General features: G+C 63.5%; 17 protein-coding genes and 2 pseudogenes. 10 read left to right on the top strand and 9 right to left on the bottom strand.

Annotated elements, in window-relative coordinates:
- Window positions 1-4 precede the first annotated feature (4 nt).
- Complete coding sequence (locus tag SD196_RS14355) at window positions 5-1504, bottom strand: PLP-dependent aminotransferase family protein (protein WP_416310275.1); 1500 nt, start codon at window positions 1502-1504, stop codon at window positions 5-7.
- A gap of 139 nt (window positions 1505-1643) precedes the next feature.
- Between SD196_RS14355 and SD196_RS14350 the strand changes: the two genes are divergently transcribed.
- The 8 genes and pseudogenes from SD196_RS14350 (at window position 1644) to SD196_RS14315 (ending at window position 9441) form a co-directional block, all read left to right on the top strand.
- Window positions 1644-2846 (top strand): NAD(P)/FAD-dependent oxidoreductase, encoded by a 1203-nt coding sequence (locus tag SD196_RS14350; protein ID WP_416310274.1) that lies wholly within the window; start codon window positions 1644-1646, stop codon window positions 2844-2846.
- Window positions 2847-3052: 206 nt separating this feature from the next.
- Window positions 3053-3919, top strand: a complete 867-nt coding sequence (locus SD196_RS14345) for a pirin family protein (RefSeq protein ID WP_416310273.1) — start codon at window positions 3053-3055, stop codon at window positions 3917-3919.
- Between the two features lie 120 nt (window positions 3920-4039).
- Window positions 4040-4726 (top strand): annotated as a pseudogene (locus SD196_RS14340) (hydrolase).
- A 56-nt stretch (window positions 4727-4782) separates the two neighbouring features.
- A complete protein-coding gene (gene ycaC, locus SD196_RS14335) occupies window positions 4783-5409 on the top strand; it encodes an isochorismate family cysteine hydrolase YcaC (protein WP_275611785.1) in 627 nt (208 codons plus the stop codon).
- A gap of 78 nt (window positions 5410-5487) precedes the next feature.
- Window positions 5488-5886, top strand: a complete 399-nt coding sequence (locus tag SD196_RS14330; RefSeq protein ID WP_416310272.1) for an OsmC family protein — start codon at window positions 5488-5490, stop codon at window positions 5884-5886.
- Window positions 5887-5944: 58 nt separating this feature from the next.
- Window positions 5945-6886, top strand: a complete 942-nt coding sequence (locus tag SD196_RS14325; protein WP_416311743.1) for a pirin family protein — start codon at window positions 5945-5947, stop codon at window positions 6884-6886.
- 11 nt (window positions 6887-6897) lie between these two features.
- Window positions 6898-8322 carry an OprD family outer membrane porin gene (locus tag SD196_RS14320; RefSeq protein ID WP_416310271.1) on the top strand — a complete coding sequence of 475 codons (1425 nt, stop codon included), beginning with the start codon at window positions 6898-6900 and terminating at the stop codon, window positions 8320-8322.
- A 210-nt stretch (window positions 8323-8532) separates the two neighbouring features.
- The gene (locus SD196_RS14315; RefSeq protein WP_416310270.1) at window positions 8533-9441 is read left to right on the top strand and encodes a LysR substrate-binding domain-containing protein; all 909 of its coding nucleotides are present in this window, start codon (window positions 8533-8535) and stop codon (window positions 9439-9441) included.
- Between the two features lie 46 nt (window positions 9442-9487).
- Here SD196_RS14315 and SD196_RS14310 read toward each other — a convergent pair whose 3' ends face one another.
- A complete protein-coding gene (locus tag SD196_RS14310; RefSeq protein ID WP_416310269.1) occupies window positions 9488-10459 on the bottom strand; it encodes a DNA-binding protein in 972 nt (323 codons plus the stop codon).
- 180 nt (window positions 10460-10639) lie between these two features.
- On the opposite strand from SD196_RS14310, the gene SD196_RS14305 reads away from it, so the two are divergent.
- Window positions 10640-11566, top strand: coding sequence for a site-specific integrase (locus tag SD196_RS14305; RefSeq protein ID WP_416310268.1), 927 nt, complete (start codon window positions 10640-10642; stop codon window positions 11564-11566).
- A gap of 520 nt (window positions 11567-12086) precedes the next feature.
- Here the strand turns inward: SD196_RS14305 and SD196_RS14300 are convergent.
- Window positions 12087-12380: a hypothetical protein gene (locus tag SD196_RS14300; RefSeq protein ID WP_275611791.1), complete on the bottom strand. Its 294-nt coding sequence runs from the start codon at window positions 12378-12380 to the stop codon at window positions 12087-12089.
- A 345-nt stretch (window positions 12381-12725) separates the two neighbouring features.
- Entirely contained in the window at window positions 12726-13457 is a 732-nt protein-coding gene (locus tag SD196_RS14295) for a hypothetical protein (RefSeq protein WP_416310267.1), read from the bottom strand.
- Window positions 13458-13651: 194 nt separating this feature from the next.
- Here SD196_RS14295 and SD196_RS14290 point away from each other — a divergent pair.
- A pseudogene (locus SD196_RS14290) lies at window positions 13652-13765 on the top strand (glutaminase); the annotation flags it as partial.
- Between the two features lie 29 nt (window positions 13766-13794).
- Here the strand turns inward: SD196_RS14290 and SD196_RS14285 are convergent.
- From SD196_RS14285 to ercA, 5 genes are all read right to left on the bottom strand, one after another.
- Complete coding sequence (locus SD196_RS14285) at window positions 13795-14679, bottom strand: hypothetical protein (protein ID WP_416310266.1); 885 nt, start codon at window positions 14677-14679, stop codon at window positions 13795-13797.
- A 161-nt stretch (window positions 14680-14840) separates the two neighbouring features.
- Window positions 14841-15560: a PA1136 family autoinducer-binding transcriptional regulator gene (locus tag SD196_RS14280; protein ID WP_416310265.1), complete on the bottom strand. Its 720-nt coding sequence runs from the start codon at window positions 15558-15560 to the stop codon at window positions 14841-14843.
- The gene (gene hchA / locus SD196_RS14275) at window positions 15557-16435 is read right to left on the bottom strand and encodes a glyoxalase III HchA (protein ID WP_370599328.1); all 879 of its coding nucleotides are present in this window, start codon (window positions 16433-16435) and stop codon (window positions 15557-15559) included. The genes SD196_RS14280 and hchA overlap by 4 nt, the downstream gene beginning before the upstream one ends.
- A 234-nt stretch (window positions 16436-16669) precedes the next feature.
- On the bottom strand, window positions 16670-18367 hold the full coding sequence (locus tag SD196_RS14270; protein ID WP_416310264.1) for a NahK/ErcS family hybrid sensor histidine kinase/response regulator: 1698 nt from the start codon (window positions 18365-18367) through the stop codon (window positions 16670-16672).
- The gene (gene ercA / locus SD196_RS14265; RefSeq protein ID WP_275611796.1) at window positions 18351-19514 is read right to left on the bottom strand and encodes an alcohol dehydrogenase-like regulatory protein ErcA; all 1164 of its coding nucleotides are present in this window, start codon (window positions 19512-19514) and stop codon (window positions 18351-18353) included. The genes SD196_RS14270 and ercA overlap by 17 nt, the downstream gene beginning before the upstream one ends.
- Window positions 19515-19580: the final 66 nt, after the last annotated feature.

Below are 19580 nucleotides of genomic sequence, written 5' to 3'. Positions count from 1 at the left end.
CCGGTCAGTTTCTCAAGGCGCGCCCCAGTACCTCGGCTGCCGCGTGGATGGAGGCTTCGTCGTAGGGCGCGAAGCCCATCACCAGCCCCGGCGCGCGGGGCCTGGCGCTGTAGGGCGTGAGCGGCAGCAGGTCGATGCCGGCGGCGCTGATTCGGGCGTAGGCGGCGGCTTCGTCGTCCAGCTCCAATTCCACGGCGATGTCCAGGCCGGCGCGGATTTCCGGCACCCGGATCAAGCCGCGCCAGTGTCGCTCGGCGGCCTCGGCGAAGGCTTCCGCTCGCGAGGCATAGAGCTTGCGCATGCGGCGTACGTGCCGGTCGAAATGGCCCTCGCTGATGAAGTCGGCGAGCACTGCCTGGCCCAGGCTGTTGGCGTGTCGGGCGGTGAGGGCGGCGGCGCGGGTGAAGCTTTCCACCAGTTGCGGCGGTAGCACCAGGTAGGCCAGTCGGATCGCCGGGAACAGCAGTTTGCTGAAGGTGCCGGCGAGGATCACCGAGTGGCTCGCTCCCGGCATCGAGCGCAGCGCCGGGATCGGTTTGGCGATGAAGCGGTACTCGCTGTCGTAGTCGTCCTCGAACACATAGGCATTGCGCTGGCTGGCCCAGCGCAGCAGGGCGAGTCGGCGCGCCGGGGACATCTCGCCGCCCAATGGCGCCTGCCGCGACGGCGTAACGTAGGCCAGGCGAGCGTCGGCAGCCAGGCGGATGCCGTCCTCCACCCGCAGGCCGTCGTGGTCCACCGGCACGTCCACCCGCGCAACGCCGGAGACTTCCATCAGTTGCCGGGCGCCGGGATATCCCGGGTCCTCCATCCAGACCTCTTCCCCCGGCGGCACCAGCAGCCGCAGGCACAGGTCCAGCCCTTGCTGCACGCTGCCGAGAATGACGATGCAGTCGGCGCCCACCTGCACGCCGCGGGCAATGGCCAGGTAGTTGGCGACCGCTTCGCGCAGCGCAGGCAAGCCAGCCGGGTCCGCGTCCAGCAGGGCCGGTAGCCTGGAGCTGCGCAACTGGTGCAGGTGCAGCTTGCGCCACAGGTCCACCGGGAAGGCGCCGACATCGCCCCGATGGGGGAAGAACGGCCGCATCCCCGGCGTGACGCTGCGCCGGGCGAAGATCGGCTTGATCGCATTCAGCCGCTCTATCCATGGCGTGTCCGGCGGCGGGACAGGCAGTTCGGCAGTGGGGGTGATCTTGCGCCGGACATAGCCACTGCCGAGGGTTGCATCCGGCAGCACCTCACTGACCTGGGTACCACTGCCGGTGCGCGCTTTCAGGTAGCCCTCGGACAGCAGTTGCTGGTAGGCCGCCTGCGCCGTGCCCCGGGCGACCTTGTAGTGCTCCGCCAGCGCGCGGGTGCTGGGCAAGGTGCTGCCGCCGGGCAGGCGCCCGCTGAGGATGGCTTCGCGCAGTGCTTCGTACAGCCAGCGTTGCAGGGTGACGCCCGGCTCCGGGGCGCCGAGGGGAAGGGAAACGACCAGGGGAGCGTTCTTGTTGGCGGGCATGACCGGTCTCTCGAAGTGGACCAGTCATTTTAGAGGGAATTGGATCAATACGCTGGCCACACTCGCCCGCACAATGCGTCCCGTAGTCCGGCATCAGGCCGGTGAGTCCCCTCCCCACGACCTCTTTCTGGAGCACATCATGAAACAACAGATTCTGATCATCGGTGCCGGATTCGGCGGCCTCTGGAGTGCCCTCAGCGCAGTGCGCCTGCTCGACCAGCAGCGCGCGGACGTAGCGGTCACGCTGCTCGCGCCGCAGGCCGAACTGCGCATCCGCCCGCGCTTCTACGAACACAACGTCGCCGGCACTACCGCGCCGCTGGGTGAGCTGTTCCAGGCGGTCGGCGTGAACTTCGTCCAGGGCAGCGCCACCGGCATCGATAGTCACGCACAGCGCGTCCGCTACAGCAGCGTCAACGGTCAGGTGGGCGAGCTGGCATACGACCGCCTGGTGCTGGCGGCCGGCAGCGAAGTGGCGCGCCCGGCGGCCGCCGGCATCGAGCGTCACACCTTCGACGTGGACAGCCTGGAGTCGGCGCTGAAGCTGGAAGAACACCTGCATGCGCTGGCCAGCCTGCCGGAAAGCCCGGCACGCAATACCGTGGTGGTGGTGGGCGGTGGCTTCACCGGCATAGAGACCGCCACCGAAATGCCCGGCCGGCTGCGGGCGATCCTCGGTGAGGACGCTGCGGTGAACGTCATCATCGTCGATCCGGGCCAGCGCATCGGCGCCGCCATGGGCGACTCGATCGCCGAGATCATTGCCCACGCCAGCGAGACCCTTGGCGTGTCCTGGCGCCTGGGCGCCCCGGTGAGCTCGGTGGACGAGCACGGCGTGACCCTGGCCAATGGCGAGCGCATCGAGACCCGCACGGTGATCTGGGCCGCCGGGGTTAAAGCTTCTCCGCTCACCGCGCAGATCGATGCACCGCGTGATCCCCGTGGTCGCCTGCACGTCGACCGCAACCTCAAGGTGCTGGGCCAGGAGCGGATCTACGCCACTGGCGACACCGCCTACGCCGCGACGGACGACCTGGGCAACTACGCGCTGATGACCTGCCAGCACGCCATCTCCCTGGGCCGCTCGGCGGGCAACAACGCCGCCGCCGACCTGCTGGGCATCGCACCGATTCCCTACAGCCAGCCCAAGTACGTCACCTGCCTGGACCTGGGCGGTTGGGGCGCGGTGTACACCGAGGGCTGGGACCGCCAGATCAAGCTGACGGGGGAGGAGGGCAAGCAGCTCAAGACCCAGATCAACACCCAGTGGATCTACCCGCCGGCGGCCGATCGCGCGGTTGCGCTGGCCGCAGCCGACCCGCTGATCCCTGTGGTGGCGTGACCGGACACTGGTGAGCAAGGCAGAGAGCCGCACCTGAACAACGTGCGGCTCTTTTGTTTCCGGCATCGGCAGCGGCGGCGCTTTTCTACCACCAATCAGGGTGGTTTCAGTGTTCCAGGAATGGAACTGTGAGGGCCACTTCGTGGATCTAGCGGGAGCGTCGTTGCGCAACTACCGTTACTGCCGTCAGTTGCGGGAGGTGCGCAATGAAGAAGATTCTCGGTGTTTATTCCAGCCCCAGGCCCCATTGGGTGGGTGACGGATTTCCGGTCCGCACGCTGTTTTCCTACGACAGCCTTGGCAAGCACATCAGCCCCTTCCTGCTGCTCGACTTCGCCGGCCCGCAGGACTTCCCGCCGACCACCGCGCGCCGGGGCGTAGGGCAGCATCCCCATCGTGGTTTCGAGACGGTCACCATCGTCTACCAGGGCGAACTGGAGCACCGCGACTCCACCGGAGCCGGCGGGCGTATCGGCCCTGGCGACGTGCAATGGATGACGGCGGCCGCGGGCATCCTCCACGAGGAGTTCCACTCCGAAGCCTTCGGCCGCAGCGGCGGCACCCTGGAAATGGTGCAGCTGTGGGTCAACCTGCCGGCGCGGGACAAGATGTCGGCGCCGCGTTACCAGACCCTGCTCGACAGCGCCATTCCCGTCATCGAACTGGCCAATGGCGCCGGCACGCTGCGCCTGATCGCAGGGCAGTTCGACGGCCGGCAGGGGCCCGCGCAGACCTTCACACCGATCGATGTCTGGGACCTGCGGATCAAGCAGGGCATGCCGGTCAGCCTGCCCGTGGTGCCGGGACGCACTGCGGCCCTGGTGGTACTGCACGGCACGCTGCTGGTGAACGGCAGCGAAGTCGTGCGCGAGGCGCAGACGGTGTTGTTCGACCGGGCAGGGGAGGAGGTGGTGCTGGAGGCGAACGGCGAGGCGCATGTGTTGCTGCTGGCCGGTGAGCCCATTGACGAGCCGATCGTCGGCTACGGCCCCTTCGTGATGAACAGTGAAAGCGAGATAGGTCAGGCGATTCAGGACTTCGAGAGTGGTCGGTTCGGCCAGCTGAACGACTGACGGTCACGGTGTCGATCAGGTGCGTATCTAACCTGATAAATCCCCCGCACTGGAATGTGGGGCCTGCGGTTCAGCCGCCGGGGCCTGGACGGCCTTGATCCTGCGAAAGAGGAGAGGACCATGAGCAATTTTGCACAAGTCGCCAACTTCAACGGCCAGATTCCCAAGATCGATCCCAATAACGCCGCGATGCTGTTGATTGACCATCAGAGTGGTCTGTTCCAGACGGTCAAGGACATGCCGATGACCACGCTGCGGGCCAATGCCATCACCCTGGCGAAGATCGCCACGCTCGCCAAGATCCCGGTCATTACCACCGCCTCCGTGCCGCAAGGTCCCAACGGCCCGCTGATCCCGGAAATCCACGAAGCCGCGCCGCATGCCTAGTACGTGGCGCGCAAGGGTGAGATCAACGCCTGGGACAACGCGGACTTCGTCGCCGCGGTGGAAAAAACCGGCCGCAAGCAACTGATCATCGCCGGCACCATCACCAGCGTGTGCATGGCGTTCCCCAGCATCAGCGCGGTCAACGCCGGTTACCAGGTCTTTGCGGTCATCGATGCGTCCGGCACCTATTCGAAGATGGCCCAGGAAATCACCCTGGCCCGCGTGGTCCAGGCCGGCGTGGTGCCAATGGATACCGCCGCGGTGTGTTCCGAAGTTCAGCAAACCTGGAACCGCGCGGATGCCGCCCAATGGGCAGAGACGTATAGCGCCGTGTTCCCGCACTACCAATTGCTGATCGAGAGCTACACCAAGGCACAGCAGGTCGTGGCCAATCACGAAGTGCTGGACTCGCAACGCTGAATCCCCCTTGCCCAGCGAACCACGCTGGGCATTCAACCTGAGAACGAGGAAACGCCATGAGCAAGCCCTACGTCCGTCTCGACAAGACCCAGGCCGCCGTATTGCTGGTCGATCACCAGACCGGTCTGCTTTCGCTGGTTCGGGATATCGAGCCGGACAAGTTCAAGAACAACGTCCTGGCCCTGGCTGACCTGGCCAAGTACTTCAAGCTGCCGACCATCCTCACCACCAGTTTCGAAAACGGCCCCAACGGCCCGCTGGTGCCGGAGCTCAAGGAAATGTTCCCGGATGCTCCCTACATCGCCCGTCCGGGCAACATCAACGCCTGGGACAACGAAGACTTCGTCAAGGCGGTCAAGGCCACCGGCAAGAAGCAGCTGATCATTGCCGGCGTGGTGACCGAAGTGTGTGTGGCCTTCCCGGCACTCTCGGCGCTGGCCGAAGACTTCGATGTGTTTGTCGTGGCGGACGCTTCCGGCACCTTCAATGAAGTCACCCGCGATGCCGCCTGGCGCCGCATGGAAGCCGCCGGCGCCCAGCTGATGACCTGGTTCGGCGTGGCCTGCGAGCTGCACCGCGACTGGCGCAACGACATCGAGGGTCTGGCCGCGCTGTTCTCCGCGCACATTCCGGACTACCGCAACCTGATCACCAGCTACAGCCTGCTGACCGCAGCGAAGTGATCCAACCGCGAGGAGCCATGCCTGAGTGCATGGCTCCTCGCCCGGCCTGACAGGCCCTATCGAATTGGGAATTTCTCCATGGCAGAACCGACAGTCCGTGCGTCCTTTGCAGGCGCGGCATTCCAGGTGAAATTGAGTGACGGCGAGCATGAGTGGCTCGGCGATGTTCCCGCCGGGTTGGGCGGTGGCGACACCGGCCCTTCGCCTCACCAGCTCCTGCTGTCCGCCCTGGGCGCCTGCACGTCCATCACGGTGGCCATGTATGCGCAGCGCAAGGGCCTGCCGCTGGAGTCCATCGATGTGGATTTGAAGGTGCTGCAGGAGCGGCCAGGGCACACGGAGATCGGGCGCGACATTCGCCTGGCCGGTGTGCTGACTGAGGAGCAGCGCACGCGCTTGCTGGAGATTGCCAATGCCTGCCCGATTCACAAGGTGCTGAGTGGTGAAATCGTCATCACCAGCCAGTTGGTCGAGTGAGGTCAGTGCAGCCGACAGTCCTGGTCGTGAGTATCCCGGTGGCTGGGGAGATCTGATGATGAGTACACACGAAACCCAATGCGAGCTGTCATCTTCCGCCGATTGCCCGATGAATAACGGCGTTCGGGCGATTCAGCGGGTCGTTTCGCGCACTGCCGAGGTCGGCGGTGGCATTCCCGTCAGTCGGCTGCTGCCTTCCCGGCAGCGACGCATGGTCGGGGCCTGGTGCTTCCTGGACCATGCCGGGCCGGCTGTCTTCACCTCCGGAAGTGGGCTGCGGGTCGGGCCGCATCCGCATATCGGCCTGCAGACCTTCACCTGGATGATCGCCGGTGAAGTGCTCCATCGCGACAGCCTGGGCAATGTCCAGGTGATCCGCCCGGGTCAGGTGAACCTGATGACCGCGGGTCATGGCATTACCCATACCGAAGAATCCCTGCCGGGCGAGGCGCAGCTGCATGCGGTGCAGTTGTGGATCGCCCTGCCGGCCGCCGAGCGTGACCGGCCGCCGATGTTCGACCACTACGCGCAATTGCCCCAATGGCAGGCGGACGGCTTCGAGCTGACGCTGCTGGCCGGGAGTTTCGGGCAATACACCGCGCCCGCCCGTACCTTCTCGCCGCTGGTGGGGCTCGACCTGGCCGCGAAGAATTCGGCAGGGACCCGGCTGGCCCTGGAACAGCGTCATGAATACGGCGTCCTACCGCTGACCGGAGAGTGGAGTATCAATGGCGAGGTCTTTGCCGCCAACGAGTTCGCCTATCTCGGTCGCGGCCTGACGTCGCTTGATCTTGAGGCACCGGCCGGCGCCCGTGCCGTGCTGCTCGGTGGCGAACCCTTTGCCGAGGAGATTTTCCTCTGGTGGAACTTCGTCGGGCACAGCAAGGCGGAGATCGCCCAGGCCCAGCGCGAATGGGAGGAGGGTAGTGCCCGATTCGGCGAGGTGGCGGAGTTCGACGGGCCTCGCCTGGTTGCTCCTCCGCTTCCCTGGCGTGCCTGAGGATGGCGACCATGAAGACCCCGCTTGTCGAGCGAGGCGTGCTGTTGTGCCCATTGGGGATTGGCCTGCTGCTGGCGTTACCCGCCCAGGCCGACAACTCCCTGGGGCAGAAGGACAACATCTTCACCGGCGTCAACGACCGGCAGGCCGTCGAGCTGACCATCCCGCCGGGGCTGGTGGAAGGTTCGCGGCTGGATGGCCTGGTGAGGAATTACTATTTGCAGCGCGACAACCATTCCGACCTGGTCACCAGCAATCCCACCGAGTGGGCGCAAGGCTTCCTGCTCTCCTTCAGGTCCGGCTTCACCGACACGCCGATTGGCGTCGGGGTCGATGCCCACGGCTTCCTGGGGCTCAAGCTGGACGGCGGTGGCGGCAGCGGCGGTGCCGGCCTGCTGCCCCTGGACTCATCCCGCAAGCCCGAGGACGAGTTCTCCAGCGCGGGAGCCGCGCTCAAACTCAGGTACCTCGACACCCTGGTGAAGGCCGGCGATCAACTGGTGGAAAACCCGCTGGTGGCCAGCGGAACGAGCCGCCTGTTTCCCCAGGCCTATCGTGGCGTCACGCTGAAGAACCATGGCCTGCAGGACCTCTGGCTGGACGCGGGTTTCGTGGAGTCCACGCGTTTGCGCAATCAGAGCGGCCACAGCCACCTGGTCACCGCCTACGGCGCGCGGAACAAGGCCGGCGTGCTGGCGGATCGCGAAAGCCCCCACGTGGGGTGGGCGGGCGCCATTTACAGCGGCCCCTGGGGCGTGCAGCTCTCGACCTATGCCGGGCAGCTCACGGATATCTGGAATCAGTACTACCTGGGCATCTCCGATGCCATCCCGGTCACTGACAAGCTGGTGCTCAAGCCTTACCTGCACTACTTCAAGACGCGAGACGAGGGCCGCAGCCAGTTGGGGACGATCGACAACGACACCTACAGCGCCGGGCTCGCTGCGACCGCCTATGGGCAGACCGTGACCCTTGGGCTGCAGAAGGTCGATGGCCGGACGCCCTTCGACTACCTGGCGCAGAATGACCGGATCTTCCTTTACCTGAGCAACTCCCAGCAGTTCGCCGACTTCAACGGCCCGGGAGAAAAATCCTGGCGGGTGCAGTACGAAACGCCCTTGGCTTTCCTGGGCGCGCCGACGCTGCAATTCATCGCGGCCTATACGCGGGGTGAGGCGGACCTGACCCGCGTCGATCCCAACAGCGCCGGCTATGGCTACATCTACAACCCGGACGGCAAGAACGCCAAGCACTGGGAACGCGACCTGGCCTTCAAGTACCAAGTGCCTTCCGGAGCGGCGAAGGACCTGTCGCTGACCGTGCGCTGGGCCGCCCATCGCGAAGGTGACGGCTATACCGCGCCGGGCAACACCCGAGGCAACTCCAGCGCCGATGAGTACCGCCTGATCGTCGATTACCCGGTCAGCCTGTTCTGAGATGGCGTATCGGCTGTTTTTCCCGTCTTGCGATCCCGAAGCTCCGGTAGCCGAAGCGCACTGGGCCCTCGCACTGAATGCCTGATCAGTTTCCGCAGGCCGATTGGCAATCCCTGGGCAGCGTTTGCCCGGCGGACTCCTGTTGCCGCCGTCCCGAGGGCGGGGCGTCACCGTTCATGAGCAGGTTCGAAATGTTGTTGGCGAGTGTCCATGTTTGATCTGAACGACCTGTTCCTCTACGCCAAGGTGGTCGAGCACGGTGGCTTCGCACCCGCCGGGCGGATGCTGGGGCTGCCCAAGTCGCGCTTGAGCCGACGGGTTTCACGGCTGGAAGAGCGCCTGGGCGTACGCCTGATCCAGCGTTCGACCCGGCACTTCGCGGTCACTGAAATCGGCCAGGAGTATTACCAGCACTGCGTGGCGATGATGGAGCAGGCCCTCGCCGCCGAGGACACCATCGAACGCAGCCGGGCCGAGCCGCGCGGCATGGTCCGGGTGGCCTGCACGACAGCGCTGCTGGATGCGCGAGTTGCCACTATGTTGGCGCGGTTCATGGCCGAATGCCCGGTAGTGGAATTGCTGGTGAAGAGTTTCAATCGCCGTGTCGATGTCATCAGCGAAGGCTTCGATCTGGTCCTGAGCGTCCGTCATCAGCCACTGGAAAGTAGCGAACTGATCATGCGCAAGCTGGCACAGTGCCGATACTGCCTCGTGGCGGCACCCAGCATGCTTTCCAGCGCGGGCCCGGCGCTGGGCCCGGCGGATCTGGTCGAGCTGCCCAGCCTCTGCTGGGGGCCGAATGTCCAGGATTATGTCTGGGAACTGGACGGGCCGAACGGCGCCTCGGCGTCCATCCACCTGCGTCCACGCATCGTGTCCGACGACGTATCCGTATTGCGCGAAGGGGCGTTGGCGGGGGTAGGGGTGGTGCTGCTTCCGGAGGAGGTCGTGCGCGAGGACCTGGCCAGCGGCAGGCTGGTCAATGTACTGGACGACTGGGCACCGAAAATGGGAGACGTGGTCGCGATCTTCCCCTCCCGGCGAGGCCTCATGCCCGCGGTGCGCAAGCTGATCGACTTTCTTGCCGAGGCATTTGAAGAGGAGCCGGTGGCTTCCTGAACAACCTGCTGGTTTCTTTCTATTCAGGCTATTCAGGCTATTCAGGCTATTCAGGCGCCGTAGCCGCCTCTACACGCAGAGCGGCTTGCTGAAGCTGCTCTTCCAGCGCGGCAATCCTGATGGCCTGGTCTCTTGCCAGTTGTTGTGACAGGCGAAGCTCATCGGTGAGTTCCTGGTTTCGCTCCTCGATCTCGATGCGCTGCCCGTCGAGCCGCGCCTTGTCCTGCCGGAGCACTTCGGAGGCCAGCGTTTCGCGCATGAGCTGCTGGTGCTTCGCTTCCTGCTCGTTGCGCAGTAGCCGTGCCTCGGTGAGCAGCCGCTCGTTGTCGCGATTGAGCTGGGTCAGTTGGTCCTGGCGCACGATCATGGATTGCTGCAATTGCCGGAGCTCGGCACCCAGTTGCTGGACCTGGCCGTCGTGCTGCCGCTGTTCCTGCTCCCGCTGCTCCTTGGCTGCCTGGCGGAAGTGATCCAGCGCCAGACGGGCATGATTGTGCTTTTCCTCGAGCGAAAGGATCTGTGCATCCCGCTCCCGCAGGCGGGTCTCCAGGTCGCTGCCCAACTGGCGAAGCCGGGCGTTGGCCAGGTCAGCCTGATGCTTCTGTTCTTGGGCGGCCTGGAGCTGGCTGCGAGCATCCTGCAGCTGGGTTTCCATGGCCTGGAGGGAGCCTTTCAGCAGATCGATCTGCGCCTGGGCGTTGCGCACCTGCTGCTGGTAGTCCAGGCGTTCGCGGGAGAGGGCAGCCCGGTCTTCCGCGACGGACTGCCGAGCCTCCTGCTGCAACTGGCCGGCCAGTTGCGCCACCAGTTCGGTCAGGTCGTCACTGAGCGAACGAGGCTGCCCGCTACGAGGCGCATTTTCCGCTTCTATTTCCTTCAGATAACGATGGATCGTGGACTTCGACCCCGTGTTGCCCAGCTCGACGCGCAAGGCATCGATGCTCGGATTTTCTCCGCGCGCCAGTATGGATGAGCGTGCCTTCTGTACCAGAGCCTTGGTAATTCCGCCGCGCGCCATGGGGTCTCCGACGATTTCGTAGTGTGGTATGTAATATGTAAATACATAGCATTTTATCAAGGATAATCAATGTTTGTACTGAAGAAACTGAGCTTGGATAATCACGAATTATCACGTGTGATGGCCGAAACCAGCGTCAATGGCGCCAAGGACCGGTACAGATAAAGGAGGAGGGCGGTGATGCCCCAGGGGTTGGAGCGGTATATAGAAGCGGCCACGCGCAGCAATACGCGGCGGAGCTACCAGGCCGCCATCGAGCACTTCGAAGTCAGTTGGGGAGGCTTCCTGCCGACGACCAGCGACACCATTGCCCGCTACCTGGCCGACCATGCCGGGGTGCTCAGCGCCAACACGCTCAAGGCCCGGCTGGCGGCGCTGGCACAGTGGCATGTCAGCCAGGGCTTTCCCGATCCCACCAAAGCACCGATCGTGCGCAAGGTACTGAAGGGGATCCGCGTGCTACATCCAAGGCCGGAGAAGCAGGCTCAACCGTTGCAGCTGCAGGAACTGGAGCTGTGCGTTCAGTACCTGGAGCAATCCGCGTTGTCAGCTCACCAAGCGGACGATGCGCCACGGCGCCGGCGCTGCCTGCGTGACCGGGCACTGATCCTCATGGGCTTCTGGCGGGCGTTCCGCAGCGAAGAGCTTTGCCGGTTGCAGATCGAACACATCGAGGTCACGCCAGGAAAAGGCATGACGATCTATCTGCCGTGGAGCAAGACCGATCGGGAAAACCTCGGCCAGACCTTTCATACGCCGGCATTGGCCCGTTTGTGCCCGGTACAGGCTTACCAGGACTGGATAGCCGAGCTTGGAGGACAGCAAGGGCCGGTTTTCCGAAGCATCGATCGCTGGGGACACGCGAGCGAAGGTCCGCTGCATCCAAACAGCGTCATTCCGATACTGCGCACAGCATTGCGCGAATGCGGCATTCCTGCAGAACGTTACAGCAGTCATTCACTAAGGCGTGGTTTCGCGACCTGGGCAACTCGCAGCGGTTGGGATCAGAAGACGCTGATGAGTTACGTGGGCTGGCGAGATCCGAAATCGGCGCTGCGCTATGTTGATCCAGCAGGTTCGTTGCCAGGCCAGTTCGCAATAACCTGAGCCGAATGCAAATTGCGTCGAGTGTTGCGAATGACGTGTCGGAAGTCGGCGGCGACTGAAGTGAATCAGGTATCGGGTTTAATCAGGGCAAGCAGGCAAGTCGGTGAGGCAGACTGCAAGCGAACGAACGAGATCCAATGGAATTGGCCAGGTTCCTGGCGTGAAATCCATAGGGGGAAGCCTCGCATCGGCCAATCCTTAGATTCGCATAATGTATATTATGTTAAATTGCATATTGCGTAATCGGCGCGTGGACCGATCCAGGTAATGCACTCACCTTCGGTGATGATCGTGGCGTCCTCGATGATCGAGTGCGTCCGTCCTTCATGTTTGCTACGTGGACGGTGCTGCCAGAGGTGTTTCATTGCAGTCTTCCCGACGCAGTTAAACGCCGCCGGGTTTGCCAGCAGCTCCGTTATGTGGCGTGAGCGCTGTCGCGCAGCACAAAGCTCATACTCTCTCTTGACGCCCCAGCCACCCGGATGGAGATCAGTTCTCCGTCCGGGCCCCTCCAATCAGATCAGGCAACGCTGGAGTCCTGTTGCCCCACCAGATGCTTGCCCAGCGGAGTCTTGCCGAAACCATCTGCGGCCAAAGTCTGCTGTGCCGGCTCTTCCGGGCTCAGGTGCGTGCCCAGAGGCGTTCTGCTGAAGCCATCTTCTGCAAGTTGCGGTGCTCCACTCTTGCCAGCCATGGGCGCCAGCTGGAAGCAGACGTTGCCGTCCGCGCAACTTTTCTCGGCAGCGTTCACGTGTATGGCAACACCGGACAGGACGAAGGCGATGGCGGTCAGGCAGGTTTTCAGGTTGTTCATGGCATTGATCCTCGAGCATGGAAGGGAAATCAGGACAGGATCGAAGGCAGCCGGGAGCTGTGCTCCGTGGCGTACGCCGATCTCCTGATGGGGCCCATTGAATGCCGTCGAGGTATCTCTAGAGTGTCGAAAAGAAGTGCCGCCATGTGCTCAGGTGTCAGAGCAACCTAACGACACAATGGAATACAAAGCCTTGTCCCGGATGTACTCGCGCCATGTGCAACGGTCTCGGCTACGCTGCCTACTCCTGCATGTGGACGTAGATGGCTCGGGCTGTACGTCCCCTTTTCATTGGGGATTCAACCGGTGAACGCAACACCTTTCGCCCCGAACTGACCAGTCAATTCATGTGTACCGAAGGTTGGTGATATCGATGGAAACCAACAATTGTTCTTCGATCGCCTGGCCGCGCTCATCTCGTCGATAGGCGCGCCGTTTGCCAGGAATGCGCAGCCCATCGGCTTCTATATAATCGTGAACATACTGGGCAGCAGGCAGCGTTCCGCTGATGTCGACGGAATAGTCGTGCCGCCGCAACAGGAAGTCCTCGCCGAAATAGTAGTCCTGCGTCGAGGAGTGCGTAGCCACGTTCTCCGGGAAATACACCCTTAACCGACGCCAGTGTTGGCCACCCTCCTCCCATGGAGAAAGCTCTTCCACCTTGACACCTGGAAGGGTGAACAGGAATGGCATGGTGAGATAGGACCAGAGCGCATAGCCGTTGAAATACGCTCGATGAAGCGGGTCCCACGGCGTCGTTTCGCCGTGCCCGAGGAATGACTCCCGGGGGTTCCACCGTTCCGCCACTACGTCACCATTGGTGTTCTCGATGGCGATGCGATTGGGCGTGTAAGCCGTACGTTGATTCGGTGCCCCGAATGGCATGACCGAGGCTCGCTGCTCATGCAGCCAGACAGCCATCTCCCTCGCGGTGCTGTCCTGGGTCAGCCCCTTCATACCCCACAACGAGCCGCCAGTCACAATGCTGGCGCGTACTGTACTGAGCTCATTCCAGCGATCCAGCCCGCCGTGGGCGGATACCACGCGATCCAGCAGATCGCAGTTTTCATCGTTCATCGAGGCAGCCCTCTAGGATTTGGGTCGAACCAATCCGGCGTCACCTACGATGCTGTTCAGCAGAGGGTGACTCTCCAGGTTGGGTGGAACTGGAGAGCAGAATGCAGCGCCTTGGCAATAGCTTAAATGACGTATAGGGTCGTGATTCAGGACATTTCAGGATCGAACATGCACCGTATCGGCGATCTGCTGACGGACGAATTAGCGTATACGTGTGGTCGCCGGAGTTGAATGCTGCGGGCAATTCGTACGCCGGGATGGCGGCGCTTGAGCTGCTGAGTTCGCGGATCAGGTGGTCGGTGTTCTGATCAACGGACTTCCTTGCTCTGCTCTCGTCTCACTCAAAAAGATGTTGTGCATGCATCGCTACGGCTTTCGCTGAAATCAGCTCGTTGCGCTCACTGGTCCAGGCTCTCTGATAAAGTTCGCGGACAACATCCAGCCAGTGCGCGCTACCGTCCCCGTCGGTCCCCACAAAGATGGCCCCACCATGGGCACGATATTCATCACGGGTGGTCGATGCGACTCGAGCGAACTGCATCGCACGGGTTACCAGTGATCCGTGATCCACGGATGGACAGGTTCCGTTGATCGCAGCGGGAGCCTCGACGAACTGGGCGGAATGCACCGTCACACCGTCCCTGAACAGGAGGCACAGCATTTGATTGCCATGCCCGCCTGCGGATTTGGCGGGCTCCGGTATGAATCCCGAGACGGGAAAGACGCCGGTCGAGGCCATGATGATGGTTTCGGCCACGGCGTTGACACAAGCGCGCATGTTGCTCGCTCCTGCGTCTTTACAGGCCGTCACCGTCCACCGGGATAGCTGATAGATCGAGGGGTTGAGCATGTAGGTCTTAACGCGCACCCCAGTGTCGTAGTAATCGCAGCGTTGTACGGGAAAACCTTCCCAGCGAGGAAAGTCGATGACGGCAGCATCACAGCGACGAGGCTTGCCGCCTATCCTTGTGCTGAAGATCTTGCGCGCCTCCTCCAGCCCCACCCTATCCCCAGCGCTATTGGTGATAGCGGTTGAGGGGGGTATCGGTACGGTACTCGCTGACGCTGGATGAAGGTCGTTCGGTGGGGAGACTTCGTCCGATGGTGCCGGATTCTCGACCGGGCTGGGCTGGTCAGGCTTCCGATCGTCGCGATTCCACTCACTGGCCACGGCAGGTGCGGTGAACAGGCTGACGCTGAGCAACAGCAGTAGCGCTTTCATGCCGACCTCCTTGCGGCAGCAAGCGCTCCATGCCGGAGCGTCGTCTGCAGCAATACCGCAACTCTAGTTTCATCCCCATCGCGCTGTGGAATAACCGATCTGTGGTCGTACGAGTCGGCGGAGAGTCTCGTGCCCTACCCCTGCGTTTGGCGCCCTCCTCCTCAGCCTTCGAGATCACCGTGGCGAATGGCGATGGTGATGGCCTGGGCCGTGGTTGCAACGCCAAGACGGCGACGCGCCGAACGCAGATGGTTTTCTACCGTGCGCTCCGACAGCCCCAAGGTTGCGGCGATATCAGCCTGACGTCGGCCTGCTGCAGTCCACGCCAGGACTTCGCGCTCACGCTCGGAAAGTTTCCTGTACACCTCGCCTACCGGCGCCTCGAGCATCCGGCGTGCGGAGAAGAACGCAGCCCTGGCCACAATGCTCAAGGCCAGGCGAACCCGGGGAGCCGATTCCACCTGTTCTCCGCCAAGACTCATGGCGCCTTCAAGCCCCAGCGGACCGAATACCGGTATTTGCAATCCATGAACGCCTGGTCCCACCGGCGTACGTACCACCCGGTAAAGCTCGCCACCATTACCCTTCACCTTGCTCCAGTAAAAGGGCTCGCGGGCCTCCAGGATATGGCGGGTTACCGGACAGCGCCGGACATAGGTCTGTGCGTCGACCGTAGCCTGGTCATCGAACCAGTTACCCTCCACCCAGTAGATGCGTTCGACCACTTCGTCCCGTGCCGATGTAGCGGAAAACAGGAGGAAGCGGTCGTAACCAAAGGGTGTGGCAAAGGCGCGGACCGACTCCTGGATCACCGAAAGCGTTTGAGCACTCTCGATCGCAAGGACGGCTCGAAATGCCGCCTCGGCCACGTCCTGAGTCACCCCGCTGCGACCTCTTTCAGCAACGCGGCGGCCGCCAGCTTGCCCAGGGCGTTACCCGCGAGTGGGCTGTCGCCGGTGAGCAGTTTCCGGTCCTGGTGGGTTGCACCCGAGATGTCCTTGTTGATGATCTCAAGGCCCAGCGCCTTCAGTTCTTCCCCGAATTTCCAGGTCAGATGGCCGGGCATGTAACCGATGTCAGGGGTCTTCGCGTCCAGATCATCGGGAAACGCGCAGATCTTGTAGCCGTTGTAGATGCAGGTGTCCCGGCTTTCACCGATGCCTGCTGCGAGCAGAGCTGCGGGGCCATGACAAAGAGAGATCACGAATTTGTCGTTGGCCGTAGCCCACTGAAGGACCTTTTTCACGTCTTCGCTCTTGGGCAGACCGATCAAGGCGCCGTGCCCGCCAGGAATGAACACGCCGATATAGTCGGAGTCTTCGCCCAGCTTCTGCTCGATCACATCGGCCAGCTTGAGTGGAGTCTTGAACTGGCCGCGATATTTGGCGTACTGCCCTTTCACCTCGGCATCTTCGGAGGGCATGGCCCAGTACTCGAATTTGACCGGGTTTCCGGACAGGGTGGCGATATCGAAGGCAAACCCGGCCTTGTCCAGGTGGTACATGGGCAACAAGGTCTCTACGGGGTGGTTTCCCGTCGAAAACAGGGTGCCGTTGTCCGTCAGCAAATAGCGCTCATCGGCCCCGATCATCAGGACCTTCCAACGCCCGCCGCGATAGGGATTCGGATAGTCGGCGCCACTGAGGTCGGATCTGGGGGACGTGAACTGGCTGAGCGAGTACGGCGAAGGGAAAAAAGCATTGTCCTCGGCCAGGTCAGGGGTCGGGCGCTTGTCGTCAGTCGGTACGGTAGCCATGGTTTTCTCCGTCGATCGGGTCGATTACTGGAGCAATGCTAGGGAGGCGTAACACCGCCAGACAATGAGGGATTTCCCTCAACGGTCCATGCGGAGCACGCGAGCCTTACGTTGACCTGAGCTGCGCTGGGTGAGTCTAGTCGAGCAGACGTTGCGTCATCCGGCCCCTGACTGACGGGAACTTCAGCTCTGGGCCGCCCCGATACCAGACGGCAGGTGCTGTGCGCCCTCCCCCTACCCTTGCACCAACGAACTCAACACCGCCCGCAGCTTTCCGGGGCGTACCGGCTTGTTCAGCAATGGGATGTCCAGCCGTTGCAGGGCGCGGCGGCACTCGTCGCTGCGGTCGGCGGTGATCATCACCGCGGGAATGCTGATCGCGTATTTTTCGCGCAGCGCCTTCACGACCTCGCAGCCGGTGAGGCCGTAGTCCAGGTGGTAGTCGGCGACGATGATGTCCGGCGCCTCGGAGTCCAGGGCGGCCACCGCAGTTTCGAAGTCCGTCGCCGTGAGGACTTCGCAGCCCCATTGGCCCAGTAGCGCGGACATGCTGTAGAGGATGGCCTCTTCGTTGTCGATCACCAGCAGGCGTCTTCCCGGCAGCGGGTCGCCGATACCCGGGCGTGGCGTGCTGGGCGCCGGTTGATGGACCGGAACTTCGTCAGCCAGAGGGACTTCGATGGCGAACAGCGAGCCGCGCCCCAGGGTCGAACTCACCCGGACGCTGCAGCCCAGCAGGCCGGCGATGCGGTCGACGATCGCCAGGCCCAGGCCGACGCCCTGACGCTCGGCGGCGCGGCCGACATCGAGCTGGTTGAACTCGCGGAAGATCGCCTGCAGTTGATCGGCGGGAATCCCCCGGCCGGTGTCCCAGACCTCCAGGCGCACGCTGTCACCGCGACGGCGGGCCGCCAACAGTACGCCGCCGTGCTGGGTATAGCGGCAGGCGTTACTGAGGAAGTTACGCAGGATGCGCGAAACCAGGTGCGCGTCGGTGCGTACCCGCAGGTCGGGGATGCGCGCGCGCAGTTGCAGGCCGGAGGCGCGGGCCACACTGTCGAACTCCGAAGCCAGCGGGCCGAGCAGCTCGCCGAGGTTCAGCGATTCCGGCTCGGCGCGGATCGCGCTCTGGTCCAGGCGGGAGATTTCCAGCAGGTCGCTGAGCAGGTTCTCCGCTCCTTCCAGTGCCTGATGGGTACGCTCCACCAACTGCCGCTCGGATGCTGGCAACTGCCGCTCGCGCAGGGTCGAGAGCAACAGCCGCGCGGCGTTCAGGGGTTGCAGCAGGTCATGGCTGGCCGCCGCCAGGTACTTGTCCTTGGACAGGTTGGCCGATTCGGCGGCGTCACGGGCTTCGCGCAGCTGCTGGTTGAGTGTCTCCAGTTCGCGGGTGCGGGCGGTGACGCGCTGCTCCAATTCCTCGTTGAGGCTCTGCAGGCGCTGCTGGGCCTGGACGCGCTCGGTGATGTCGGCGACGAAGCCTTCCACCAGGCCTTCTTCGTCCGGCTTGAGCAGCAGGTTCATCAGCACGTCGACGTGGCTGCCGTCGCGCCGCAGCAGACGCGTCTCGTAGCCGAACAGGCCGCCACGCTCCTGCAACAGGTCGCGGATGCGGCGCAGCTCCGCCTCGCCGCCGGCGAAGAGCTGGCTGGCCATGTCCTGGGGGCTCCACAGCACCTGCTGCGGGTCGTCGTAGCCGAGCATGTGCGCCAGTGCCGGGTTGGCGGCCCGCAGTCCCTGGCTCAGGCTGGCCTGGAAGATGCCGTGGACAGCGTTCTCGAACAGCCATTTATAGCGGTTGCGCTCGGTTTCCAGCTCGTCCAGGCGCGCCACCAGCTCGGGGTAGTGGCTCTTGCGCGCGGAGTGGCTGCCCAGTCCGAGCAGCCCGGCCAGGGCCTGTTGTTGCTGTTGCTCGTCAGAGGGCCTCGCCATACACCACCTCGACGTCGCGCTGGCTGGATTCGCGAGGGTTGGTGAGGATGCACGGGTCCTGCATCGCATGGCGCGAGAGGAAGGGAATGTCCGAACTGCCGACGCCGTGCAGGCCGAGGCTCTCGTGGAAGCCCACGGCGTTCTTCAGGGCGATCAGGTGTTCTACCAGGCGTTGGCGTACCTGGGCGTGGTTGAGACCACGGCAGTCGATGCCGAAGGTCTCGGCGATCACCTTGAAGCGCTCGGGCGCCGCGCTGTAGTTGAAGGCCACCACGTGCTCCACCAGCACGGCGTTGCACAGGCCGTGAGGCAGGTCGAGATAGCCGCCCAGGCTGTGGGACATGGCGTGCACCGCGCCGAGGATCGCGTTGGAGAACGCCAGCCCCGCCTGCATGCTGCCCAGCATGATCTTCTCGCGCAGGGCGATGTCCGAGGGGTTGGCGATCATCTGCACCAGGTTGCCGTTGATCAGCCGCATGGCCTCCAGTGCGTGGGGGTCGGTGAGCGGGCCGTGGCCGGTGGAAACGAAGGCCTCGATGGCGTGCACCAAGGCATCGATGCCGGTGCAGGCGGAGAGGAACGGGTCCATGGTCAGGGTGGTTTCCGGGTCGATCAGCGACACGTCGGGCACCACGGCCTTGCTGACGATGGAGAACTTCATCCGCTCGTCCTGGTTGGAGATGATCACGAACTGTGAGACGTCCGCCGAGGTGCCGGCGGTGGTCGGGATCAGGATCAGCGGCGGGCTGGGCACGCGCAGGGTATCCACACCCTCGAATTCAAGGATGTTGCGGCCGTGGGCGGCGACGATGCCGATGCCCTTGGCGCAGTCCATGGGGCTGCCGCCGCCCACCGCGACGATGACGTTGCAGCCCTGGCTACGATAGAAGTCGGCGCCGCGCATCACCTCTTCCACGCGCGGGTTGGGCGAAACGTCGGTGTAGCGGCAGAAGGGAATGTCCTGGGCGGCCAGGCTGGCTTCGATGTCGGCGACCCAGCCGGCGGCGAGTACACCGGGGTCCGACACCACCAGCACCTTGCGGGCGCCGAAGGTTTTCACGTAATTGGCGACATTGTGCCGGCATCCGGCACCGAAAATGATCTCTGGCGAGACGAATTTGCGCAGCTGGCTGAGCTCGTGGGACATCGGGGGCTCTGTCGTTATTGTTATGGGATATTTCCGGCAGCCTACTGCATCCGTCAGGTATTGCAA

Origin of the sequence: Pseudomonas macauensis, assembly GCF_047902425.1 — a bacterium.
GTDB lineage: Bacteria > Pseudomonadota > Gammaproteobacteria > Pseudomonadales > Pseudomonadaceae > Pseudomonas.
The sequence above is the reverse complement of the archived record's forward strand: the minus strand, read 5'-3'. Positions and strand labels throughout refer to the sequence as shown.

Bases quoted from the DNA above. Each gene is read 5' to 3' on its own strand.
- SD196_RS14355 (WP_416310275.1), bottom strand. From the start codon at position 1,504: ATGCCCGCCAACAAGAACGCTCCCCTGGTCGTTTCCCTTCCCCTCGGC.
- SD196_RS14350 (WP_416310274.1), top strand. From the start codon at position 1,644: ATGAAACAACAGATTCTGATCATCGGTGCCGGATTCGGCGGCCTCTGG.
- SD196_RS14345 (WP_416310273.1), top strand. From the start codon at position 3,053: ATGAAGAAGATTCTCGGTGTTTATTCCAGCCCCAGGCCCCATTGGGTG.
- ycaC (WP_275611785.1), top strand. From the start codon at position 4,783: ATGAGCAAGCCCTACGTCCGTCTCGACAAGACCCAGGCCGCCGTATTG.
- SD196_RS14330 (WP_416310272.1), top strand. From the start codon at position 5,488: ATGGCAGAACCGACAGTCCGTGCGTCCTTTGCAGGCGCGGCATTCCAG.
- SD196_RS14325 (WP_416311743.1), top strand. From the start codon at position 5,945: ATGAGTACACACGAAACCCAATGCGAGCTGTCATCTTCCGCCGATTGC.
- SD196_RS14320 (WP_416310271.1), top strand. From the start codon at position 6,898: ATGAAGACCCCGCTTGTCGAGCGAGGCGTGCTGTTGTGCCCATTGGGG.
- SD196_RS14315 (WP_416310270.1), top strand. From the start codon at position 8,533: ATGTTTGATCTGAACGACCTGTTCCTCTACGCCAAGGTGGTCGAGCAC.
- SD196_RS14310 (WP_416310269.1), bottom strand. From the start codon at position 10,459: ATGGCGCGCGGCGGAATTACCAAGGCTCTGGTACAGAAGGCACGCTCA.
- SD196_RS14305 (WP_416310268.1), top strand. From the start codon at position 10,640: ATGCCCCAGGGGTTGGAGCGGTATATAGAAGCGGCCACGCGCAGCAAT.
- SD196_RS14300 (WP_275611791.1), bottom strand. From the start codon at position 12,380: ATGAACAACCTGAAAACCTGCCTGACCGCCATCGCCTTCGTCCTGTCC.
- SD196_RS14295 (WP_416310267.1), bottom strand. From the start codon at position 13,457: ATGAACGATGAAAACTGCGATCTGCTGGATCGCGTGGTATCCGCCCAC.
- SD196_RS14285 (WP_416310266.1), bottom strand. From the start codon at position 14,679: ATGAAAGCGCTACTGCTGTTGCTCAGCGTCAGCCTGTTCACCGCACCT.
- hchA (WP_370599328.1), bottom strand. From the start codon at position 16,435: ATGGCTACCGTACCGACTGACGACAAGCGCCCGACCCCTGACCTGGCC.
- SD196_RS14270 (WP_416310264.1), bottom strand. From the start codon at position 18,367: ATGGCGAGGCCCTCTGACGAGCAACAGCAACAACAGGCCCTGGCCGGG.
- ercA (WP_275611796.1), bottom strand. From the start codon at position 19,514: ATGTCCCACGAGCTCAGCCAGCTGCGCAAATTCGTCTCGCCAGAGATC.